Origin of the sequence: Microbacterium amylolyticum (genome assembly GCF_011046975.1) — a bacterium.
Lineage (GTDB): Bacteria > Actinomycetota > Actinomycetes > Actinomycetales > Microbacteriaceae > Microbacterium > Microbacterium amylolyticum.
The window spans coordinates 1,379,817-1,396,807 of record NZ_CP049253.1 but is presented as its reverse complement, the minus strand read 5'-3'; the positions used below and the strand labels follow the sequence as shown (position 1 = coordinate 1,396,807).

The window sequence follows — 16,991 nt, the reverse complement described above, 5'->3', positions numbered from 1 at the left end:
CCGCACTGGTCAGTGGTGGCGGATCAGCCCGCCGACCCGCCAAACACGCGCCGCCACGGCACCGTTAGCGCGATCGCTGTGGCACCAACGCCGACAATGCCGACCGAACCGATCACGGCCACGATCAGCAGCCACTCGCCCCCGCGCGAATCCGACTCGACAAGCGGCGTGCCCGTGATCGTGGGCGTGGGGGTGGGCGATGCCGTCGGTGTTGGTGTCGGAGTGAGCGTTGGCGTCTGAGCGGGCTCCGGGGCCTCGGTTGGTTCCGGCGTTTCCGTGGGCTCTGGTTCCTGATCGGGTGCGGGAGCGGGTGCCGGGGCAGGCGCGGGTGCCGGAGCCGGCGGGTAATAGGGTGCCGGGGCGGGCTCCGGGTGCGGCTCAGGCTCCGGCTCAGGTTCGGGCTGCGGCGCGGGATCCGGCGATGGCTGCGGAGGTTCCGGCTCGGGATCGGGATCGGGATCGGGCTCCGGATCCGTCGATGGCTGCGGCTGCGGCTCTGGATCCGTGCTCGGCTGCGCCGAGGGGGAGGGATTCTGAGCGCCTTCGTCCGGAGCAGGCGTCGCGGCCACCGCCACAGCGGTGTCGAACGAGGCCGTCAGCGGCGTCAGAGCCAGTCCTAGGCTCAGCGCACACGCCACAAGAACGCCCGCAGGCCGCACTGAACCGTTAACGCTCCCCGTCACGTCTTTGAGCGTATTTCGGGGTAGCCCTGCCGTCACGTGGGCGCGCCGACCCTACGCCAGGTAGGAACGCAGCGAATCGTCCGCGTTCTGCGGCCGGAAGCCGCTGCGTTCGATCTTCGTCAGATCCAGCACACTGTTCGCCGGACGCGGGGCGATCGGCCCCGCCGCGTTCGCAAAGTATTCCGCCGTCGATACCGGGGTCACCCGCTGCGGGTCGTGCCCGGTCAGCTCGAACACCCGGCGGGCGATATCCGCCCACGAACGGGGCTCGCCGCCGCCGGTCAGGTTGTAAATGCCGAAGGGGGCATCCGTCTCGATCAGATGACGGATACCGCGCGCCAGCTCGCTGGTAAACGTCAGCCGCCCCACCTGGTCATCCACAACCGTCGGGTTGATGCCGCGCTCGGCCAGGGACGCCATGGTGCGCACGAAGTTGCCCCCGTCACCCACCACCCACGAGGTGCGCACAACATAGTGCCGCGGGGCCACCATCACGGCGGCATCACCCGCCGCCTTCGTCTGCCCGTACACACCGGCCGGGGCCGTCGGATCGTCCTCACGGTAGGGGCGATCGATCGCTCCGTCGAAGACATAGTCGCTCGAGACGTGAACGAGCGTGATGCCGTTGTCGGCCGCAACGCGGGCCAGGGCCGAGACCCCCGTCGCATTCGCCGCCCACGCGGCAGCACGGTCGCTTTCCGCACCGTCCACGGCGGTGTAGGCGGCGGCGTTGATGATCACCCCGTAGTCGCGCCAGCGCCGAGCGGAGGCGAGATCACCCGTCAGATCCAGGTCGTCCCGTCCGGCATATTCCACATGGGGCATGCCGTCGAACTCGGCGCGCAGCGCGCGGCCCAGCTGGCCGTTCGCGCCGGTCACCAGGATCTTCCGAGGCCCGACGGGCGTCACGTCCGCCAGTCGCGGATGCGCGCGATCCTTGTCACTCAGCTGCGCGTCCGAAAGCGGAATCGGCCAGTCGATCGCCACCGTCTCGTCCGCCAGGTTCACAAAGGAGTACTCAGCGTCCGGCGACCAGTGGTCATTGACCAGGTACGTATACGCCGTGTTCGGCTCCAGCGTCTGAAACGCATTGCCCACACCGCGCGGAACGAAGATCGCGCGAGACGGATCGATCTCGGCGGTGAACACCGCGCCGAAGCCGGGCCCCTCGCGCAGATCCACCCACGCACCGAAGATGCGGCCCGTTGCCACCGACACCCACTTGTCCCACGGCTCCGCATGAATGCCGCGAGTGGTGCCGGGCGCATCGTTGAACGACACGTTGTTCTGCACGGGCCCGAAGTCCGGCAGCCCCGCGGCCATCATCTTCTCGCGCTGCCAATTCTCCTTGAACCACCCGCGCTGATCGCCGTGAACCGGCAGATCGAACAGCATCAGACCCGGGATCGTCGTCTCGGTCACGCCCAGCTGCTTGCCGAACACCGTCACTGGCCCTTCGACGCGTAAAACGCCTCGACGCGATCCTTATCGGCGGCCCACCACGCCTCGTTCTCGCGATACCAGGCGATCGTCGCCTCCAGGCCCGAACGGAAATCGCGATACTGCGGCTGCCAGCCCAGCTCGGTGCGCAGGCGCGTGGAGTCAATCGCATAGCGCAGATCGTGCCCGGCGCGATCAGCCACGTGATCATACGCATCGCGCGGCTGGCCCATCAGCTCCAGAATCGTCTCAACAACGTTCTTGTTGTTTTCTTCGCCGTCGGCGCCGATCAGGTACGTCTCGCCGATCACGCCCTTCTCAAGAATCGTCAGAACGGCCGACGAGTGATCATCCGCGTGGATCCAATCGCGCACGTTCTCGCCCGTGCCGTACAGCTTGGGGCGAATGCCGCGCAGAACGTTGGTGATCTGGCGCGGAATGAACTTCTCGATGTGCTGGAACGGACCGTAGTTGTTCGAACAGTTCGAGATCGTCGCCTTCACACCGAACGAACGCACCCACGCCCGCACGAGCAGATCGCTCGCGGCCTTCGTCGAGGAATACGGCGACGACGGGTTGTAGGGGGTGAGCTCCGTAAAACGCTGCGGGTCGTCCAGCTCCAGATCCCCGTAGACCTCATCGGTGGACACGTGGTGGAAGCGCACATTGTGCCGCCGCGCCGCCTCGAGCAGCGTGAACGTGCCGACCACATTCGTATCCAGGAACGGACGCGGATCGTCCAGTGAGTTGTCGTTGTGGCTCTCGGCGGCATAGTGAACAACCGCGTCGGCCTCGGCGATCAGACTGTCCACCAGGGCGGGGTTGGCGATATCACCCACCACCAGCTCAACGCGATCCTCCGGCAAGCCCTTCAGCGAATCGGCGTTGCCGGCATAGGTCAGCTTGTCGAGAACCGTCACATGGTGATCCGTGTGCGCCACAACGTAGTGAACGAAGTTCGATCCGATAAAACCGGCCCCGCCGGTTACGAGAAGGCGCATCTCAGCGGCCCCTTTCCATCATGTCCAGCAGATACCGTCCGTAGCCCGACTTCACGAGCTTCTCCGCCCGCACCCGCAACTCCTCATCATCGAGGAAACCCAGTCGCCACGCGATCTCCTCGGGGCTGCCGATCTTCTGCCCCGTTCGCAGCTCCATCGTGCGCACAAAATCGCCGGCGTTCAGCAGGTCATCCACCGTTCCGGTGTCCAGCCACGCGGTGCCGCGGGGGAGTACCTCCACCTGCAGCTTCTTCCGCTCCAGATACGCGCGGTTGATATCGGTGATCTCGTACTCACCGCGCGCCGAGGGCGCCAGGTTCCGGGCAATGTCGATCACGTCGTTGTCGTAGAAGTACAGCCCCGGAACGGCGTAGTTGCTCTTCGGCTGCGCGGGCTTTTCCTCCAGCGACAGCGCGTGACCCGATGCGTCGAACTCCACAACGCCATACGAGGAGGGCTCGGCCACCCAGTACGCGAAGATCGCCCCGCCGTCCACATCGCGGTAGCGCTTGAGCTGTGTGCCCAGCCCCGGCCCGTACAGCAGGTTGTCGCCCAGCACCAGCGCCACCGAATCATCACCGATGAAGTCGGCGCCGATCGTGAACGCCTGCGCGAGGCCGTCCGGAGATGGCTGCTGTGCGTAGCGGATCGACACCCCGAACTGCGATCCATCACCCAGCAGGCGCTCAAAAGCGACGGCATCGTGCGGGGTGGTGATCACGAGAATGTCGTCAATACCCGCCAACATCAGCGTCGACAACGGGTAATAGATCATCGGCTTGTCGTACACCGGCACGAGCTGTTTCGACGTGCCGATCGTAATCGGATGCAGACGCGTGCCGGATCCCCCGGCCAGAATGATGCCCTTCACGAGAACATCGTGTCATGCATACGTGTGTGAACCCCGCAAGATAACATCGCTGGGGTTCACGACCGGGAGGAACTCCATGACCGACGCCCCCAGCACCACCACCGGGGCACCGGCCACCGAGATGCTCATCCAGCGCCTGCGCTGGCCGCTGATCGCCGTTTCGGTCACGATCCTCATCGCCCTGTCGCGGCTGATCATCAACCCGCGCTTCTACTTCACCGACGACACCGAGCGCGGATCGTTCGGCCAGTGGTACGCCCTGGGCGAGCACCTGTCGCAGGGACGCCTGCCCATCCTCAACCCCTCCGCCTGGCAGGGCGGCAACTACTTCGCCGAGGGGCAGTGGGGCATCCTCAGCCCCGTCACCTGGCTGATCGGGCTCACCGCCTACATCTCGCCCGACGCCGCGCTGCACGTGACCGTGTGGAAGATCGCCTTCCTCGCCCTGTTCTCCGCCGGCATGTTCCTGCTGGCACGCGACATGGGGGCCTCCCGCCCCTGGGCGGCGCTCGCCGGCGTGCTCGCCCCCGCAGCCGGGTTCACCGTCTACATAGACGCAGCATCGTGGTCAACGGGCCTGTTCGACGCGTGCCTCTTCCCCCTGCTGTGGTGGGCGCTGCGCCGCACCGTCGAACACGGCAAATCGCCCGTGCCGTACGTGATCCTCAGCTTCACGCTCGTGACCATCGGCTACGTGTTCGGCGTGATGGTGCTCGTGATCATCCTCGTCGAATCGCTCGTGCGCCACATCGTCCACCGCGACGGTACCCGCATCATCCGCACGCTCTTGGCCTCCGCCTGGGGAGCGGCGTGGACGATCGTCATATACCTGCCCGCCATCGCCACCGCCCCCGTCACCGAGCGCTCATCCGACCCCTTCGCCAACGAGCACTTCCTCAACGCCGACATCACCGATCTACTCTCGGCCGGATCGCCCCTGACAACCGCCACGATCAAATCGTTCTGGGGCGACACCACGCAGGGGCCGCTGGTGTACATCGCCTGGCTACTGCCGCTGATCCCGCTGTTCCTCCCCATCGCGCGCGACGCCGTGATCCGGCTGCTGCCGGTGTGGATCTTCGGCGCCGTGATGCTGGCCTTCATCCTCGCCCCCAGCGAAATGGGGGCGCTGCGCTGGCCGCTGCGCATGATGCCCTACGTGGCGATCGCCGTGATCATCGTGCTCGTCGTCGCCGCCACCCGCGCCTACCCGTATCGCGTCACGCGGGCGCGCGCCTGGGCGGCCGTTGCCGTGATCGCCGCCACCACCTACATCGGGTGGGTGGAAGAGATGTGGTCGTGGAAATCGATCCTCGTCACGTTCATCGCCCAGCTGGTGCTCGTGGCGATCTTCTACCTGCACGCCACTCGCGCGCGCACCCGCCAGGTCACGGTGGCCGTGCTGCTCAGCATCGCCATCACCGTGGGCGTCGCCGGTGCGCAGATGCTGCAGTTCCGTGAATCACCGATGCCAACGGTCAACGCGCCCACCTCCACCGATGAGCTGCGATCCGTTCTCGACGAACCGCGGGGCGATGCGATCGTCGTCGGCAACTACTACACAGGGCAGAACACCCCCGCCAGCTGGGACGAGCGCCTGATGGGCAACCTCTGGTACCTCAGTGAAACGCCCGTCGCCAGCGTGTACACGGTGCTGCCCTTTGAATCCTTCGCCGACGACCTCTGCAGCGATCTGCGCGGACTCACCTGCGAAGACGCGCTCGACACGCTCTGGAGCATCGACCCCGACACCGGCGAGCGCGTCAGCGACCTGATGAGCATCTCCACGATCATCGCCGCCAAGGCCACCTACCCGGACCAGCCCGTGGTTCCGGACGGATGGCACGTCGCCGACGACCTCGACTGGAACTGGTACCTGCAGCGCGACGAGGAACTGCCGAGCGCCGGAGGCGTCACCTGGACGGGCGAGGGTACCGCAGTCACCGTCACGGCGCAGTCGGACACCTCCGTCACCTTCTCCGTCGACGCCGTCGGCTCCGACCCCCGGGTTGTGCTCAGCCGGTTGCCGTTCCCCGGCTATGAGGTGTCGGCCGGCTCCTTTGCTGACCCGGTTCGCGACTATCTGCTCACCGTCGACGTCACCGCCGCCGCGGGCGAGGAAGTCACGGTGCGGTTCCTGCCGCCGCCGTTCCCCGTGCTCGCCGGATCCTTCGTACTGGCCTGGCTGGTGCTGGCTGGCTGGCTGATCGTGTGGCGACGGGACGCACGCCGCGCGCGCTGAGGAGAGGCGGGGCGGAGGTTCGGGACGGAGCGCGTGCCGCCCGCCCCGAACCTCGCGATCACCTAGCCGCCGAGTGTCTTGTCGATATTGCGGCGAACATCGTCGATCTTGCTGTCCGCGGCATCCGGCGTCGCCTTCTTCGCGGCATCGGTTGCCTTGTCGAGGGCGTCGCGTCCCTGATCGCTCTTCGCTGCCTCGGCCAGCTTGTCCTTGTTTTGTTCAAAGGCGTCCTTGCCCTTGTTCACCAGATCCCCCAGTCCCATCAGAAACCCCCAATATGTGTGACCTCAGAGCGGCCGTTCACCGCTCACCGCATACTCTTGCACGCGTGACTCGTGTTCGGAAGGGGAATTGTGGCTGAGACCGACAAGGAGGCCGTCGGCGGCATGAAGGGGCCAGACGGCCCGCTGCTGAAGCTCTTCAAAGATCGCCGCATCGCCTTCCTCGTCGTCGGCGGGATCAACACCGCGATCGGCTTCGCCTGGTTCGTCGTGTTCTCGCTGCTGTTCCGGAACCTCTTGCCCGACACCGCCTGGACCGTTTTCGTCGTCATCGCGTGCGCTCAGGTCACCTCGACGATCAGCGCGTTCTTCCTCTACCGGCGCCTGGTCTTCCGCGTCACCGGACAGATTTGGCTGGACTTCTTCCGTTTCCAGTTGGTCTATCTCGGCGTTTTTCTGTTGAATTATCTAGTTGTTCCGCCGCTCACGCTCTGGCTCGGGATGGACGAGATCATCGCCCAATTCCTCTTCACCTTCGTGATCGCCATTGCCAGCTGGTTCGGACACGCGAATTTCTCGTTCCGCCGCAGCAACAAGGAGCAGAAGTCATGACCGGCACGCCGAAGCTCTCGGTTGTCATCCCCGCCTATCAGCAGGGACGATTCCTGGGCGAGACGATCCGATCCGTTCTGCAGCAAAAAGACGCCGCACTCGAGCTGATCGTCTCGGACCACTCCTCAACAGACGACACCCTCGACATCGCCGAGCGCTTCCGCAGCGACCCGCGCGTGCGGATCATGACAACGCCAGCGGGCGGGGGAGCGGCGGCCAACTGGGCGGCCGTCACACGGGCCGCACGCGGCGAGTACATCAAGCTCCTCCCGGGTGACGACACCGTGACGGACGGCAGCCTGGCCCGCCAGGTCGCCCTGCTGGACGACAACCCCGACGCCGTTCTCGTCGGCGGCGCTCGCCGCATCGTCGGAGCAACGGGCAAGACCATCGCTCCGCGCCGCGGCCTGCAGGGCCTGAGCGCGCACATGAGCGGCGAAGCAGCCGTGCGCCAGTCGGTGCTCAGCGGCACGAACCCCTTCGGAGAACCGGGCGCCGTGATGATGCGCCGCGCCGCCCTCGAAGCAGCGGGCGGCTGGCAGGGGGAGTGGTCGTACGCGATCGACCTGGCCACGTACTACGCCGTTCTGCGCCACGGCGACTTCGTGCGCGACGACGCCGTTGCCGCCACCTTTCGCGTCAGCGCCGGCCAGTGGTCCGTGGCCCTCGTCGAAAAGCAGGCGCGAGAGATCCGCGCACTGTTCGACCTGGCCGCCGTCACCTTCGACGGGATCACCCCGGCAGACGCGAGCCGCGGTGCGAAGAAGGCGCAGCGCATGGCACGCTTGCGTCGACTGATCTACACCCTGATGCCGGGAGGACGCACGCGATGACCGATCGCCGCAACATCGCCTTCGTCCTGCCGATCTACAACGAAGAGGGCAACATCCCCCTCCTGTACGAGCGGCTGACACAGGTGGCCGAGCGCGCCGCCGAGCGATACGTCGTCGAGTTCATCTTCATCGACGACGGCTCGCGCGATCGCTCACTCGAGCTGCTGCGTGCGCTACGCGAACGCGACGAGCGGGTCTCGGTGTACTCCCTCGCCCGCAACCGCGGCCACCAGATCGCTGTGACCGCGGGCATCGACGTTGCCGACGCCGACGCCGTCATCGTGATGGACAGCGATCTGCAGGATCCGCCTGAGGTCGCCCTCGACCTCATCGCCGCGTGGGAGCAGGGGGCCGATGTGGCCTACGCCAAGCGCCGCACACGCGATGACGGCTTCCTCAAGCGACTGACGGCCGGCGGCTACTACTGGACCCTCAGCAAGCTCGCCCGCATCGACATCCCGCGCGACACGGGCGACTTCCGGCTGATGGATCGCCGTGTCGTCGAAGAGCTGCGGCGCTACCCCGAGCGCAACCGCTTCATCCGCGGAATGGTGGCCGAGATCGGATTCCGGCAGGAAGCGGTGCTGTTCGATCGCGACGCCCGTCACGCGGGAACAACCGGCTACCCCCTCGGCAAGATGCTCAAGCTCGCCGCCGACGGCATCCTGGGCTTCTCCTCGTTCCCACTGCGCCTCATCAGCGCACTCGGGCTGACCCTCGCCGTTGGTGCAGGCGTCTGGACGCTCTACCTGGCCATCTCCCGCATCGTCGCGCCCGAGAACCAGGTGGAGGGCTGGACGTTCCTCGCCGCCGGAATGTTCCTGCTCGGCGGAATCCAGCTGCTCATGCTCGGGGTGCTCGGGCAGTACATCGGCCGCATCTACGAAGAGGTGCAGCACCGCCCGCTGTACGCCTTCGCCGTGCGCGAAACGGGCCCGCACGACCCCGCCTGATCCGGGGTTTCCGGGAGGGCGCTGAGAGAGTGCGGGGTGCCCCCTGAAATCCGCGGAATGACGCGGCCCTCAGCGCGACACGCCCGGGTTGCGTTATGGGGTGCGCGCCTGGCAGAATAGACCAGTTCCACATTCCGGCCGTCGCCTCGTGCGCGGTGCGGATCACTGTTACGGCAGTGCACAGGCGACGCGATACGCGTACAGACCTGGGCCGCGGGCAGAGGATCAACTCACACACCCACATGCAACGGGCATTGTCCCGTGCGCTCGTGGGGGCTGACATGTGAACATGGCGCGGCGTCTCCGCGCACCAGGCTCCGGCCTGTGCGTGAGGCGAGCGGTGCCGCCCGAAGGGTTTCCGGAGGGCACGTGCGTCCAATGCCCAAGAGGTAAGACGCGAGAAGAGAGTGAGCAGACAATGGCGGGACAGAAGATCCGCATTCGCCTGAAGTCGTATGACCACGAGGTCATCGACACGTCGGCGCGGAAGATCGTCGACACCGTGACCCGCGCTGGTGCGCAGGTCGTGGGCCCGGTGCCCCTCCCGACGGAGAAGAACGTCGTGGCGGTTATCCGTTCGCCCCACAAGTACAAGGACAGCCGCGAGCACTTCGAGAAGCGCACGCACAAGCGCCTCATCGACATCATCGACCCGACGCCCAAGGCCGTCGACTCGCTGATGCGGCTGGACCTGCCGGCTGATGTCAACATCGAGATCAAGCTCTGAGGTGCGACGTGGCTGACATCAACAACAAGGTTTCCAAGGGCATGCTCGGCAAGAAGGTCGGCATGACCCAGGTCTGGAACGAAAGCGGCAAGCTGATCCCCGTCACGGTGATCGAGCTCGCTCCCAACGTCGTGACTCAGGTCCGTACGCCCGAGAAGGATGGCTACAACGCCGTTCAGATCGCAGGTGGCGAAGTTGACCCCCGCCGGGTCTCCCAGCCCCTCACCGGTCACTTCAAGGCCGCAGGCGTGACCCCCCGTCGTCAGGTCACCGAGATCCGCACGGCCGACGCTTCGTCTTACGAAGCCGGCCAGGAGATCACGGTTGACGGCACCTTCGAAGCAGGCCAGCTCGTCGACGTCGTCGGCACGAGCAAGGGTAAGGGCTTCGCCGGTGTGATGAAGCGTCACAACTTCGCCGGTGTCGGTGCCTCGCACGGTGCCCACCGCAACCACCGCAAGCCCGGCTCGATCGGTGCTTCGGCAACGCCGAGCCGCGTCTTCAAGGGCACGCGCATGGCTGGCCGCATGGGTGGCGAGCGCGTGACCGTCCTCAACCTCACGGTGCACGCCGTCGACGCCGAGAAGGGTCTGATGCTCGTTAAGGGCGCCGTCCCCGGTGCTCGTGGCCGCGTCGTATACGTCCGCAACGCAGTGAAGGGGGCTTGAGTTAGATGGCTGACTCGACTCTCGCTCTCGACGTTCTGAACACGGACGGCAAAAAGGCAGGCTCTGTTGAGCTGCCCGCCCAGGTGTTCGACGTCAAGACGAACGTTCCGCTGATCCACCAGGTCGTCGTCGCGCAGCTCGCGGCGGCACGCCAGGGCACTCACTCGACCAAGCGTCGTGGTGAGGTTTCGGGTACCGGCGCCAAGCCGTTCAAGCAGAAGGGCACTGGCCGCGCACGTCAGGGCTCGATCCGCCAGCCCGAGCACCGCGGCGGTGGCATTGTCCACGGCCCGAAGCCGCGCGACTACTCGCAGCGCACCCCCAAGAAGATGATCGCTGCCGCCCTCGCTGGCGTGCTGAGCGACCGTGTTCGCGGGGAGCGCATCCACGTCGTCGAGTCGTTCGGCGTCGATGCACCGTCCACGAAGGCAGCATCGGGCTTCCTCGCCACGTTCACCGCACAGAAGAACACGCTCGTCGTGCTCGACCGCGCGGATGAGAACGGCTGGCTGTCGGTCCGTAACCTCGCCAACGTGCACGTCATCGCGCCCGACCAGCTCAACGCCTACGACGTTGTCACCAGTGACGACATCGTCTTCACCAAGGCTGCCTTCGACGCGTTCGTCGCGATGAAGGTCGGCGCGAAGGAGGTCTCGGCATGACCGCTCTCAACAAGGACCCGCGCGACATCATCCTCGCGCCCGTCGTCTCCGAGAAGAGCTACGGCCTGATCGACGAGGGCAAGTACACGTTCATCGTGGACCCCCGCGCGAACAAGACCGAGATCAAGCTCGCGATCGAGAAGATCTTCGGAGTGAAGGTCGCCTCGGTGAACACCCTGAACCGTCAGGGCAAGTCACGCCGCACCCGCTTTGGCACTGGTAAGCGCAAGGACACCAAGCGCGCCATTGTGACCATCAAGTCGGGCACCATCGACATCTTCACGGCTGTCGCCTGATAGCTGGGAAGGACTGAAGGAACGAATATGGCTATTCGCAACTACAAGCCCACGACCCCTGGTCGCCGCGGCTCGTCGGTGGCCGACTTTGCCGAGATCACGCGTTCGACGCCTGAAAAGTCGCTGCTCCGCCCTCTCACAAAGACGGGTGGCCGCAACAACCAGGGCCGCATCACGACGCGTCACATCGGCGGTGGCCACAAGCGCCAGTACCGTGTCATCGACTTCCGTCGTAATGACAAGGACGGCATCAACGCCAAGGTCGCTCACATTGAGTACGACCCCAACCGCACCGCACGCATCGCGCTGCTCCACTTCGCCGACGGCACGAAGCGCTACATCGTCGCGCCGAACAAGCTGAAGCAGGGCGACATCGTCGAGTCGGGTCCCCAGGCTGACATCAAGCCCGGTAACAACCTGCCGATGCGCAACATCCCCACAGGTACGGTCATCCACAACGTGGAGCTCCGTCCCGGTGGCGGTGCAAAGATGGCTCGTTCGGCGGGCGCCTCCGTGCGTCTCGTCGCCAAGGACGGCCCTTACGCTCAGCTGCGTCTCCCCTCGGGCGAGGTCCGCAACGTTGACGCGCGTTGCCGCGCGACGATCGGCGAGGTCGGCAATGCCGAGCAGTCGAACATCAACTGGGGTAAGGCCGGCCGTAACCGCTGGAAGGGCAAGCGCCCCACGGTTCGTGGTGTCGTGATGAACCCTGTCGACCACCCCCATGGTGGTGGAGAGGGACGCACCTCCGGTGGTCGTCACCCCGTGTCGCCTTGGGGCCAGGCTGAGGGTCGCACCCGCCACGCCAACAAGGAAAGCGACAAGTACATCGTGCGTCGTCGCACCTCGGGCAAGAAGCGCAAGTAGGAGTTCAAGAAGATGCCACGCAGTCTGAAGAAGGGCCCCTTCGTCGACGAGCACCTGCTTCGCAAGGTTGTCTCGCAGAACGAAGCCGGCACGAAGAACGTCATCAAGACCTGGTCGCGTCGCTCGATGATCGTCCCCGCCATGCTGGGACACACGATCGCCGTGCACGACGGACGCAAGCACATTCCTGTGTTCGTGTCTGAGGCCATGGTCGGCCACAAGCTGGGCGAGTTCGCGCCCACCCGCACCTTCCGCGGCCACGTGAAGGACGACAAGAAGGGCCGTCGCCGCTAACGCGGGGACGCAGAGGAGAGAGAAATGGTGGAGTCCATCGCACGCGTGCGACACATCCGCGTGACCCCTCAGAAGGCTCGTCGTGTCGTTGCGCTCATCAAGGGGAAGCAGGCCGAAGAGGCCCTCGCCATCCTGAAGTTCGCACCGCAGGGTGCATCTGAGCCCATCTACAAGCTCGTTGCGTCGGCTATGGCTAACGCACAGGTGAAGGCCGACGCCGCTGGCGAGTCCTTCGACGAGCAGGAGCTGTTCGTCAAGAACGCCTTCGTGGATGAGGGAACAACGCTGAAGCGTTTCCGTCCCCGCGCTCAGGGTCGCGCCGACCAGATCAAGAAGCGCACGAGCCACATCACGGTCGTGCTCTCAACGCCCGCGACTGCTGCTGACGCGGCAGACGCCAGCGAGCAGAAGGCGAGCAAGTAATGGGACAGAAGATCAACCCTTACGGCTTCCGCCTCGGAATCACCACGGACCACACCTCGCGTTGGTTCGCTGATTCGACGAAGCCGGGTCAGCGTTACGCTGACTACGTTGCCGAGGACATCCGTATCCGCGAGCTTCTGCAGAAGAACCTCGACCGTGCCGGTGTGAGCCGTATCGACCTGGAGCGCACGAAGGACCGCGTTCGCGTCGACATTCACACCGCCCGTCCCGGCATCGTTATCGGTCGCCGTGGCGCGGAGGCCGAGCGCATCCGCAGCGAGCTCGAGAAGCTCACGAGCAAGCAGATCCAGCTGAACATCCTCGAGGTGAAGAACCCCGAGGCTGACGCTCAGCTCGTCGCACAGGGTGTCGCAGAGCAGCTCGCTGCTCGCGTGGCATTCCGTCGTGCGATGCGCAAGGGTCTGCAGGGCGCCATGCGCGCCGGCGCCAAGGGCGTTCGGATCCAGGTTTCGGGCCGTCTTGGCGGCGCCGAGATGAGCCGTACGGAGTTCTACCGCGAGGGTCGTGTGCCGCTGCACACACTGCGCGCGAACATCGACTACGGCTTCTACGAGGCAAAGACCACCTTCGGTCGCATTGGTGTGAAGGTCTGGGTCTACAAGGGTGACCTCACGAACAAGGAACTCGCTCGCGAGGAGGCTTCGAAGAAGCCTGCACGCGACCGTGGTGGCCGTCGCGGACCGCGTCGTAACGACGCCGGCGCCGAGAAGAAGGCCCCGGAAGGAGCATCGGCGTAATGCTTATCCCCCGCAAGGTCAAGTTCCGCAAGCAGCACCACCCGAAGCGTTCGGGCCAGGCCACCGGCGGCACCCAGGTGTCGTTCGGTGAGTACGGCATCCAGGCGCTGACTCCCGCTTATGTGACCAACCGTCAGATCGAGGCAGCTCGTATCGCCATGACGCGTCACATCAAGCGTGGTGGAAAGGTGTGGATCAACATCTACCCCGACCGCCCGCTCACCAAGAAGCCTGCGGAAGTTCGCATGGGTTCCGGTAAGGGTTCGCCCGAGTGGTGGGTCGCCAACGTCAAGCCGGGTCGCGTCCTCTTCGAGGTCGCCGGCGTGAGCGAAGAGCTCGCACGTGGCGCACTGACACGAGCAATGCACAAGCTGCCGCTCAAGGCACGCATCATCAAGCGCGAGGAGGGCGACGCGTAATGGCGATCGGCACCAAGGAGCTCGCCACGTCCGAGCTCGACACGTTCGAAGACCAGCGCCTCGTCGAGGAGCTGCGTAAGGCCAAGGAAGAGCTGTTCAACCTGCGCTTCCAGTCGGCCACCGGCCAGCTTGAGAGCCACGGACGTATCCGTGCTGTCAAGCGCGACATCGCCCGTCTGTACACGGTCATCCGCGAGCGCGAGCTCGGGATCCGTGCGACGCCGGCGCCTGTCGAGAAGAAGGCCAAGAAGAGCAAGGCAAAGAAGGCCGACGAGGCTGCTGCCAAGGAAGAGGCTGAGTGATGGCCAGCGAGAACAAGGCTGAGGAGACCGTCGAGCGCGGTTACCGCAAGTCGGTCCGCGGTTACGTCGTGAGCGACAAGATGGACAAGACCATCGTCGTCGAGGTCGAAGACCGCGTTAAGCACCCGCTTTACGGTAAGGTCCTTCGCCGCACGAAGAAGCTGAAGGCGCACGACGAGCAGAACACCGCTGGTGTTGGCGACCTCGTCGTCATCAACGAGACCCGCCCGACCAGCGCCACCAAGCGCTGGCGCCTGGTCGAGATCGTCGAGAAGGCGAAGTAACCCATGATCCAGAACGAATCCCGCCTCAAGGTCGCCGATAACACCGGCGCGAAGGAGCTGCTGACGATTCGCGTTCTCGGTGGATCCAACCGCCGCTACGCCGGTCTCGGTGACACCATCGTCGCGACGGTTAAGGACGCGATTCCTGGCGGCAACGTCAAGAAGGGCGACGTGGTCAAGGCCGTCGTCGTCCGCACCCGTAAGCAGGTTCGCCGCGCTGACGGTTCGTACATCAAGTTCGACGAGAACGCCGCCGTGATTCTGAAGAACGAAGGGGAGCCTCGCGGCACCCGCATCTTCGGTCCGGTCGGTCGTGAACTGCGTGACCGCAAGTTCATGAAGATCGTCTCGCTCGCCCCGGAGGTGCTGTAACTCATGGCGAAGATCAAAAAGGGCGACCTCGTCCAGGTGATCACGGGAGCCACCCAGGAGCGCGGTGGAGACCGTGGCAAGCAGGGCAAGGTTCTCGAGGTCATCGGCAGCCGCGTGGTTGTCGAGGGCGTTAACTACATCACCAAGCACACCCGCGTCGGTCAGACGCAGCGTGGCACCAAGACCGGTGGAATCGAGACTTTCGAGGCTCCGATCCACGTGTCGAACGTCGCCATCGTCGACCCCGAGACCAAGAAGCCCACTCGCGTTGGCTTCCGCGTCGAGGAGCAGGTCAAGGACGGCGTCAAGAAGACCGTGCGCGTTCGCGTCGCCAAGGGTTCGGGAACTGACATTCCCGACCCCAAGGGAAAGTAAGGACCAGGTAAATGAGCACGGACACCGCCGCGCAGACTGGCAAAATCCAGCCGCGCCTGAAGCAGGTTTACCGCAACGAGATCCGTCAGAAGCTGACGGAAGAGTTCGGTTATGCGAACGTCATGCAGGTTCCCGGCCTCGTCAAGGTTGTTGTGAACACGGGTGTCGGCGAGGCAGCTCGCGACAGCAAGGTGATCGAGGGTGCGGTCGCAGACCTCACGGCGATCACTGGTCAGAAGCCCGTCGTCACAAAGGCGAAGAAGTCCATCGCGCAGTTCAAGCTGCGTGAAGGCCAGGCCATCGGCGCGCACGTCACTCTTCGTGGTGACCGCGCGTGGGAGTTCCTGGACCGCCTCGTCTCGCTGGCGCTTCCCCGTATCCGCGACTTCCGCGGCCTCTCGGCGAAGCAGTTCGACGGCAACGGTAACTACACCTTCGGTGTGACCGAGCAGTCGATCTTCCACGAGATCGACCAGGACCGCATTGACCGCGTTCGCGGTTTCGACATCACGGTCGTCACGACCGCGAAGTCGGACGACGAGGGCCGTGCGCTGCTGACGCACCTCGGCTTCCCGTTCGTCAAGGCCAACTGATCGCCGCAATACCGGCAATCAGCTGAGGGTGCCGGGCTCGACTTGGTCGGGCCCGGCACCCGCATGCACAATTGAATATTGGCTATCCACGTCGTGGAAGGTCGTCTGTCGTGTAACGGCAGCCGAAACCTCATGAACAAAGGAACACTCATATGACCATGACAGACCCGGTCGCAGACATGCTGACCCGTCTGCGCAACGCGAACTCGGCGCACCACGACCAGGTGTCGATGCCGTCGAGCAAGCTCAAGACGCACATTGCTGAGATCCTCAAGAATGAGGGTTACATCTCGGCATGGGAGGAGACCGACGCACGCGTCGGCAAGACTCTCACCGTGACCCTCAAGTACGGCGCAACCCGTGAGCGTTCGATCGCTGGCATCAAGCGCGTTTCGAAGCCCGGCCTCCGCGTGTACGCGAAGTCGAACGAGCTCCCCAAGGTGCTCGGCGGCCTCGGTGTCGCCATCCTGTCCACCTCTAACGGTCTCCTGACGGACCGTCAGGCCGAGCAGAAGGGCGTGGGCGGAGAAGTTCTCGCCTACGTGTGGTGACCTGATATGTCGCGAATCGGACGACTTCCCATTGACATTCCCTCGGGCGTTGAGGTGAAGATCGACGGCCAGAACGTGACGGTCAAGGGGCCCAAGGGCGAGCTCGCCCTCGAGGTCGCTGCCCCGATCGAGGCCAAGGTCGAAGAGAACCAGGTTCTCGTCACCCGTCCCGACGACGAGCGTGAGTCGCGTGCCCTGCACGGCCTGACCCGCACGCTCATCAACAACAACATCATCGGCGTGACCCAGGGCTACAAGAAGGACCTGGAAATCGTCGGCACGGGTTACCGCGTGCAGAAGAAGGGCTCGAACCTGGAGCTCGCACTCGGTTTCTCGCACCCCGTTCTGGTTGAGGCACCTGCCGGGATCGAGCTTTCGGTCGACGGCAACACCAAGATCACCGTGAGCGGTATCTCGAAGCAGGCCGTCGGCGAGATGGCTGCCAACATTCGCAAGATCCGCAAGCCTGAGCCGTACAAGGGCAAGGGCGTGCGCTACGCCGGCGAGCAGGTCCGCCGCAAGGCCGGAAAGGCTGGTAAGTAAC

The 16,991-nt window shown here is 65.0% G+C and carries 25 protein-coding genes; 20 read left to right on the top strand and 5 right to left on the bottom strand.

What is annotated here, in order from left to right; all coding sequences use genetic code 11:
- Positions 1-23: 23 nt before the first annotated feature.
- The 4 genes from G6N81_RS06895 to rfbA are packed head-to-tail and all read right to left on the bottom strand — an operon-like array spanning position 24 to position 3,995.
- On the bottom strand, positions 24-683 hold the full coding sequence (locus G6N81_RS06895; protein WP_165134840.1) for a hypothetical protein: 660 nt from the start codon (positions 681-683) through the stop codon (positions 24-26).
- A gap of 51 nt (positions 684-734) precedes the next feature.
- The gene (rfbD, locus tag G6N81_RS06890; RefSeq protein WP_241245129.1) at positions 735-2,078 is read right to left on the bottom strand and encodes a dTDP-4-dehydrorhamnose reductase; all 1,344 of its coding nucleotides are present in this window, start codon (positions 2,076-2,078) and stop codon (positions 735-737) included.
- A 50-nt stretch (positions 2,079-2,128) separates the two neighbouring features.
- Complete coding sequence (rfbB, locus tag G6N81_RS06885) at positions 2,129-3,124, bottom strand: dTDP-glucose 4,6-dehydratase (RefSeq protein WP_165134836.1); 996 nt, start codon at positions 3,122-3,124, stop codon at positions 2,129-2,131.
- Position 3,125: 1 nt separating this feature from the next.
- Entirely contained in the window at positions 3,126-3,995 is an 870-nt protein-coding gene (gene rfbA, locus G6N81_RS06880; protein WP_165134834.1) for a glucose-1-phosphate thymidylyltransferase RfbA, read from the bottom strand.
- 76 nt (positions 3,996-4,071) lie between these two features.
- Between rfbA and G6N81_RS06875 the strand changes: the two genes are divergently transcribed.
- Positions 4,072-6,237 (top strand): YfhO family protein, encoded by a 2,166-nt coding sequence (locus G6N81_RS06875; RefSeq protein WP_165134832.1) that lies wholly within the window; start codon positions 4,072-4,074, stop codon positions 6,235-6,237.
- 62 nt (positions 6,238-6,299) lie between these two features.
- On the opposite strand, the gene G6N81_RS06870 is transcribed toward G6N81_RS06875, so the two are convergent.
- A complete protein-coding gene (locus tag G6N81_RS06870) occupies positions 6,300-6,500 on the bottom strand; it encodes a hypothetical protein (RefSeq protein ID WP_165134830.1) in 201 nt (66 codons plus the stop codon).
- 90 nt (positions 6,501-6,590) lie between these two features.
- Between G6N81_RS06870 and G6N81_RS06865 the strand changes: the two genes are divergently transcribed.
- The 19 genes from G6N81_RS06865 to rplF all read left to right on the top strand — a co-directional run bounded on the left by G6N81_RS06865 (position 6,591) and on the right by rplF (position 16,990).
- Positions 6,591-7,070, top strand: coding sequence for a GtrA family protein (locus G6N81_RS06865; protein WP_165134827.1), 480 nt, complete (start codon positions 6,591-6,593; stop codon positions 7,068-7,070).
- Positions 7,067-7,903, top strand: a complete 837-nt coding sequence (locus G6N81_RS06860) for a glycosyltransferase family 2 protein (RefSeq protein WP_165134824.1) — start codon at positions 7,067-7,069, stop codon at positions 7,901-7,903. Before G6N81_RS06865 ends, G6N81_RS06860 begins: the two co-directional genes overlap by 4 nt.
- Complete coding sequence (locus G6N81_RS06855; protein WP_165134821.1) at positions 7,900-8,856, top strand: glycosyltransferase family 2 protein; 957 nt, start codon at positions 7,900-7,902, stop codon at positions 8,854-8,856. Before G6N81_RS06860 ends, G6N81_RS06855 begins: the two co-directional genes overlap by 4 nt.
- A gap of 418 nt (positions 8,857-9,274) precedes the next feature.
- Positions 9,275-9,583, top strand: coding sequence for a 30S ribosomal protein S10 (rpsJ, locus tag G6N81_RS06850; RefSeq protein ID WP_165134818.1), 309 nt, complete (start codon positions 9,275-9,277; stop codon positions 9,581-9,583).
- An 8-nt stretch (positions 9,584-9,591) separates the two neighbouring features.
- Positions 9,592-10,251: a 50S ribosomal protein L3 gene (rplC, locus tag G6N81_RS06845; protein WP_165134815.1), complete on the top strand. Its 660-nt coding sequence runs from the start codon at positions 9,592-9,594 to the stop codon at positions 10,249-10,251.
- A gap of 5 nt (positions 10,252-10,256) precedes the next feature.
- The gene (rplD, locus tag G6N81_RS06840; RefSeq protein ID WP_165134812.1) at positions 10,257-10,913 is read left to right on the top strand and encodes a 50S ribosomal protein L4; all 657 of its coding nucleotides are present in this window, start codon (positions 10,257-10,259) and stop codon (positions 10,911-10,913) included.
- Positions 10,910-11,209: a 50S ribosomal protein L23 gene (gene rplW, locus G6N81_RS06835; protein WP_165134809.1), complete on the top strand. Its 300-nt coding sequence runs from the start codon at positions 10,910-10,912 to the stop codon at positions 11,207-11,209. The genes rplD and rplW overlap by 4 nt, the downstream gene beginning before the upstream one ends.
- A gap of 27 nt (positions 11,210-11,236) precedes the next feature.
- The gene (gene rplB, locus G6N81_RS06830) at positions 11,237-12,076 is read left to right on the top strand and encodes a 50S ribosomal protein L2 (RefSeq protein WP_165134806.1); all 840 of its coding nucleotides are present in this window, start codon (positions 11,237-11,239) and stop codon (positions 12,074-12,076) included.
- Between the two features lie 12 nt (positions 12,077-12,088).
- Positions 12,089-12,370 (top strand): 30S ribosomal protein S19, encoded by a 282-nt coding sequence (rpsS, locus tag G6N81_RS06825; protein ID WP_165134803.1) that lies wholly within the window; start codon positions 12,089-12,091, stop codon positions 12,368-12,370.
- Between the two features lie 24 nt (positions 12,371-12,394).
- Complete coding sequence (rplV, locus tag G6N81_RS06820; protein WP_165134800.1) at positions 12,395-12,793, top strand: 50S ribosomal protein L22; 399 nt, start codon at positions 12,395-12,397, stop codon at positions 12,791-12,793.
- Positions 12,793-13,551, top strand: coding sequence for a 30S ribosomal protein S3 (gene rpsC, locus G6N81_RS06815; RefSeq protein WP_165134797.1), 759 nt, complete (start codon positions 12,793-12,795; stop codon positions 13,549-13,551). The genes rplV and rpsC overlap by 1 nt, the downstream gene beginning before the upstream one ends.
- Positions 13,551-13,970 carry a 50S ribosomal protein L16 gene (rplP, locus tag G6N81_RS06810; RefSeq protein ID WP_165134794.1) on the top strand — a complete coding sequence of 140 codons (420 nt, stop codon included), beginning with the start codon at positions 13,551-13,553 and terminating at the stop codon, positions 13,968-13,970. Before rpsC ends, rplP begins: the two co-directional genes overlap by 1 nt.
- Complete coding sequence (rpmC, locus tag G6N81_RS06805) at positions 13,970-14,272, top strand: 50S ribosomal protein L29 (protein ID WP_165134791.1); 303 nt, start codon at positions 13,970-13,972, stop codon at positions 14,270-14,272. The genes rplP and rpmC overlap by 1 nt, the downstream gene beginning before the upstream one ends.
- On the top strand, positions 14,272-14,556 hold the full coding sequence (rpsQ, locus tag G6N81_RS06800) for a 30S ribosomal protein S17 (RefSeq protein WP_165134788.1): 285 nt from the start codon (positions 14,272-14,274) through the stop codon (positions 14,554-14,556). Before rpmC ends, rpsQ begins: the two co-directional genes overlap by 1 nt.
- A 3-nt stretch (positions 14,557-14,559) precedes the next feature.
- Positions 14,560-14,928: a 50S ribosomal protein L14 gene (rplN, locus tag G6N81_RS06795; protein WP_165134785.1), complete on the top strand. Its 369-nt coding sequence runs from the start codon at positions 14,560-14,562 to the stop codon at positions 14,926-14,928.
- Positions 14,929-14,931: 3 nt separating this feature from the next.
- On the top strand, positions 14,932-15,303 hold the full coding sequence (rplX, locus tag G6N81_RS06790) for a 50S ribosomal protein L24 (protein ID WP_165134782.1): 372 nt from the start codon (positions 14,932-14,934) through the stop codon (positions 15,301-15,303).
- Positions 15,304-15,314: 11 nt separating this feature from the next.
- Positions 15,315-15,896: a 50S ribosomal protein L5 gene (gene rplE, locus G6N81_RS06785; protein WP_165134779.1), complete on the top strand. Its 582-nt coding sequence runs from the start codon at positions 15,315-15,317 to the stop codon at positions 15,894-15,896.
- A 152-nt stretch (positions 15,897-16,048) separates the two neighbouring features.
- A complete protein-coding gene (gene rpsH, locus G6N81_RS06780) occupies positions 16,049-16,447 on the top strand; it encodes a 30S ribosomal protein S8 (protein WP_165134776.1) in 399 nt (132 codons plus the stop codon).
- A 6-nt stretch (positions 16,448-16,453) separates the two neighbouring features.
- Positions 16,454-16,990, top strand: coding sequence for a 50S ribosomal protein L6 (gene rplF / locus G6N81_RS06775; RefSeq protein WP_165134773.1), 537 nt, complete (start codon positions 16,454-16,456; stop codon positions 16,988-16,990).
- Position 16,991 lies beyond the last annotated feature (1 nt).

What these genes read in the sequence shown, in the direction of transcription:
- rfbD (WP_241245129.1), bottom strand. Translation starts at nt 2,078, where the DNA reads ATGCTGTTCGATCTGCCGGTTCACGGCGATCAGCGCGGGTGGTTCAAG.
- rfbB (WP_165134836.1), bottom strand. Translation starts at nt 3,124, where the DNA reads ATGCGCCTTCTCGTAACCGGCGGGGCCGGTTTTATCGGATCGAACTTC.
- G6N81_RS06875 (WP_165134832.1), top strand. Translation starts at nt 4,072, where the DNA reads ATGACCGACGCCCCCAGCACCACCACCGGGGCACCGGCCACCGAGATG.
- G6N81_RS06870 (WP_165134830.1), bottom strand. Translation starts at nt 6,500, where the DNA reads ATGGGACTGGGGGATCTGGTGAACAAGGGCAAGGACGCCTTTGAACAA.
- G6N81_RS06860 (WP_165134824.1), top strand. Translation starts at nt 7,067, where the DNA reads ATGACCGGCACGCCGAAGCTCTCGGTTGTCATCCCCGCCTATCAGCAG.
- G6N81_RS06855 (WP_165134821.1), top strand. Translation starts at nt 7,900, where the DNA reads ATGACCGATCGCCGCAACATCGCCTTCGTCCTGCCGATCTACAACGAA.
- rpsJ (WP_165134818.1), top strand. Translation starts at nt 9,275, where the DNA reads ATGGCGGGACAGAAGATCCGCATTCGCCTGAAGTCGTATGACCACGAG.
- rplD (WP_165134812.1), top strand. Translation starts at nt 10,257, where the DNA reads ATGGCTGACTCGACTCTCGCTCTCGACGTTCTGAACACGGACGGCAAA.
- rplW (WP_165134809.1), top strand. Translation starts at nt 10,910, where the DNA reads ATGACCGCTCTCAACAAGGACCCGCGCGACATCATCCTCGCGCCCGTC.
- rplB (WP_165134806.1), top strand. Translation starts at nt 11,237, where the DNA reads ATGGCTATTCGCAACTACAAGCCCACGACCCCTGGTCGCCGCGGCTCG.
- rpsS (WP_165134803.1), top strand. Translation starts at nt 12,089, where the DNA reads ATGCCACGCAGTCTGAAGAAGGGCCCCTTCGTCGACGAGCACCTGCTT.
- rplV (WP_165134800.1), top strand. Translation starts at nt 12,395, where the DNA reads ATGGTGGAGTCCATCGCACGCGTGCGACACATCCGCGTGACCCCTCAG.
- rpsC (WP_165134797.1), top strand. Translation starts at nt 12,793, where the DNA reads ATGGGACAGAAGATCAACCCTTACGGCTTCCGCCTCGGAATCACCACG.
- rplP (WP_165134794.1), top strand. Translation starts at nt 13,551, where the DNA reads ATGCTTATCCCCCGCAAGGTCAAGTTCCGCAAGCAGCACCACCCGAAG.
- rpmC (WP_165134791.1), top strand. Translation starts at nt 13,970, where the DNA reads ATGGCGATCGGCACCAAGGAGCTCGCCACGTCCGAGCTCGACACGTTC.
- rpsQ (WP_165134788.1), top strand. Translation starts at nt 14,272, where the DNA reads ATGGCCAGCGAGAACAAGGCTGAGGAGACCGTCGAGCGCGGTTACCGC.
- rplN (WP_165134785.1), top strand. Translation starts at nt 14,560, where the DNA reads ATGATCCAGAACGAATCCCGCCTCAAGGTCGCCGATAACACCGGCGCG.
- rplX (WP_165134782.1), top strand. Translation starts at nt 14,932, where the DNA reads ATGGCGAAGATCAAAAAGGGCGACCTCGTCCAGGTGATCACGGGAGCC.
- rplE (WP_165134779.1), top strand. Translation starts at nt 15,315, where the DNA reads ATGAGCACGGACACCGCCGCGCAGACTGGCAAAATCCAGCCGCGCCTG.
- rpsH (WP_165134776.1), top strand. Translation starts at nt 16,049, where the DNA reads ATGACCATGACAGACCCGGTCGCAGACATGCTGACCCGTCTGCGCAAC.
- rplF (WP_165134773.1), top strand. Translation starts at nt 16,454, where the DNA reads ATGTCGCGAATCGGACGACTTCCCATTGACATTCCCTCGGGCGTTGAG.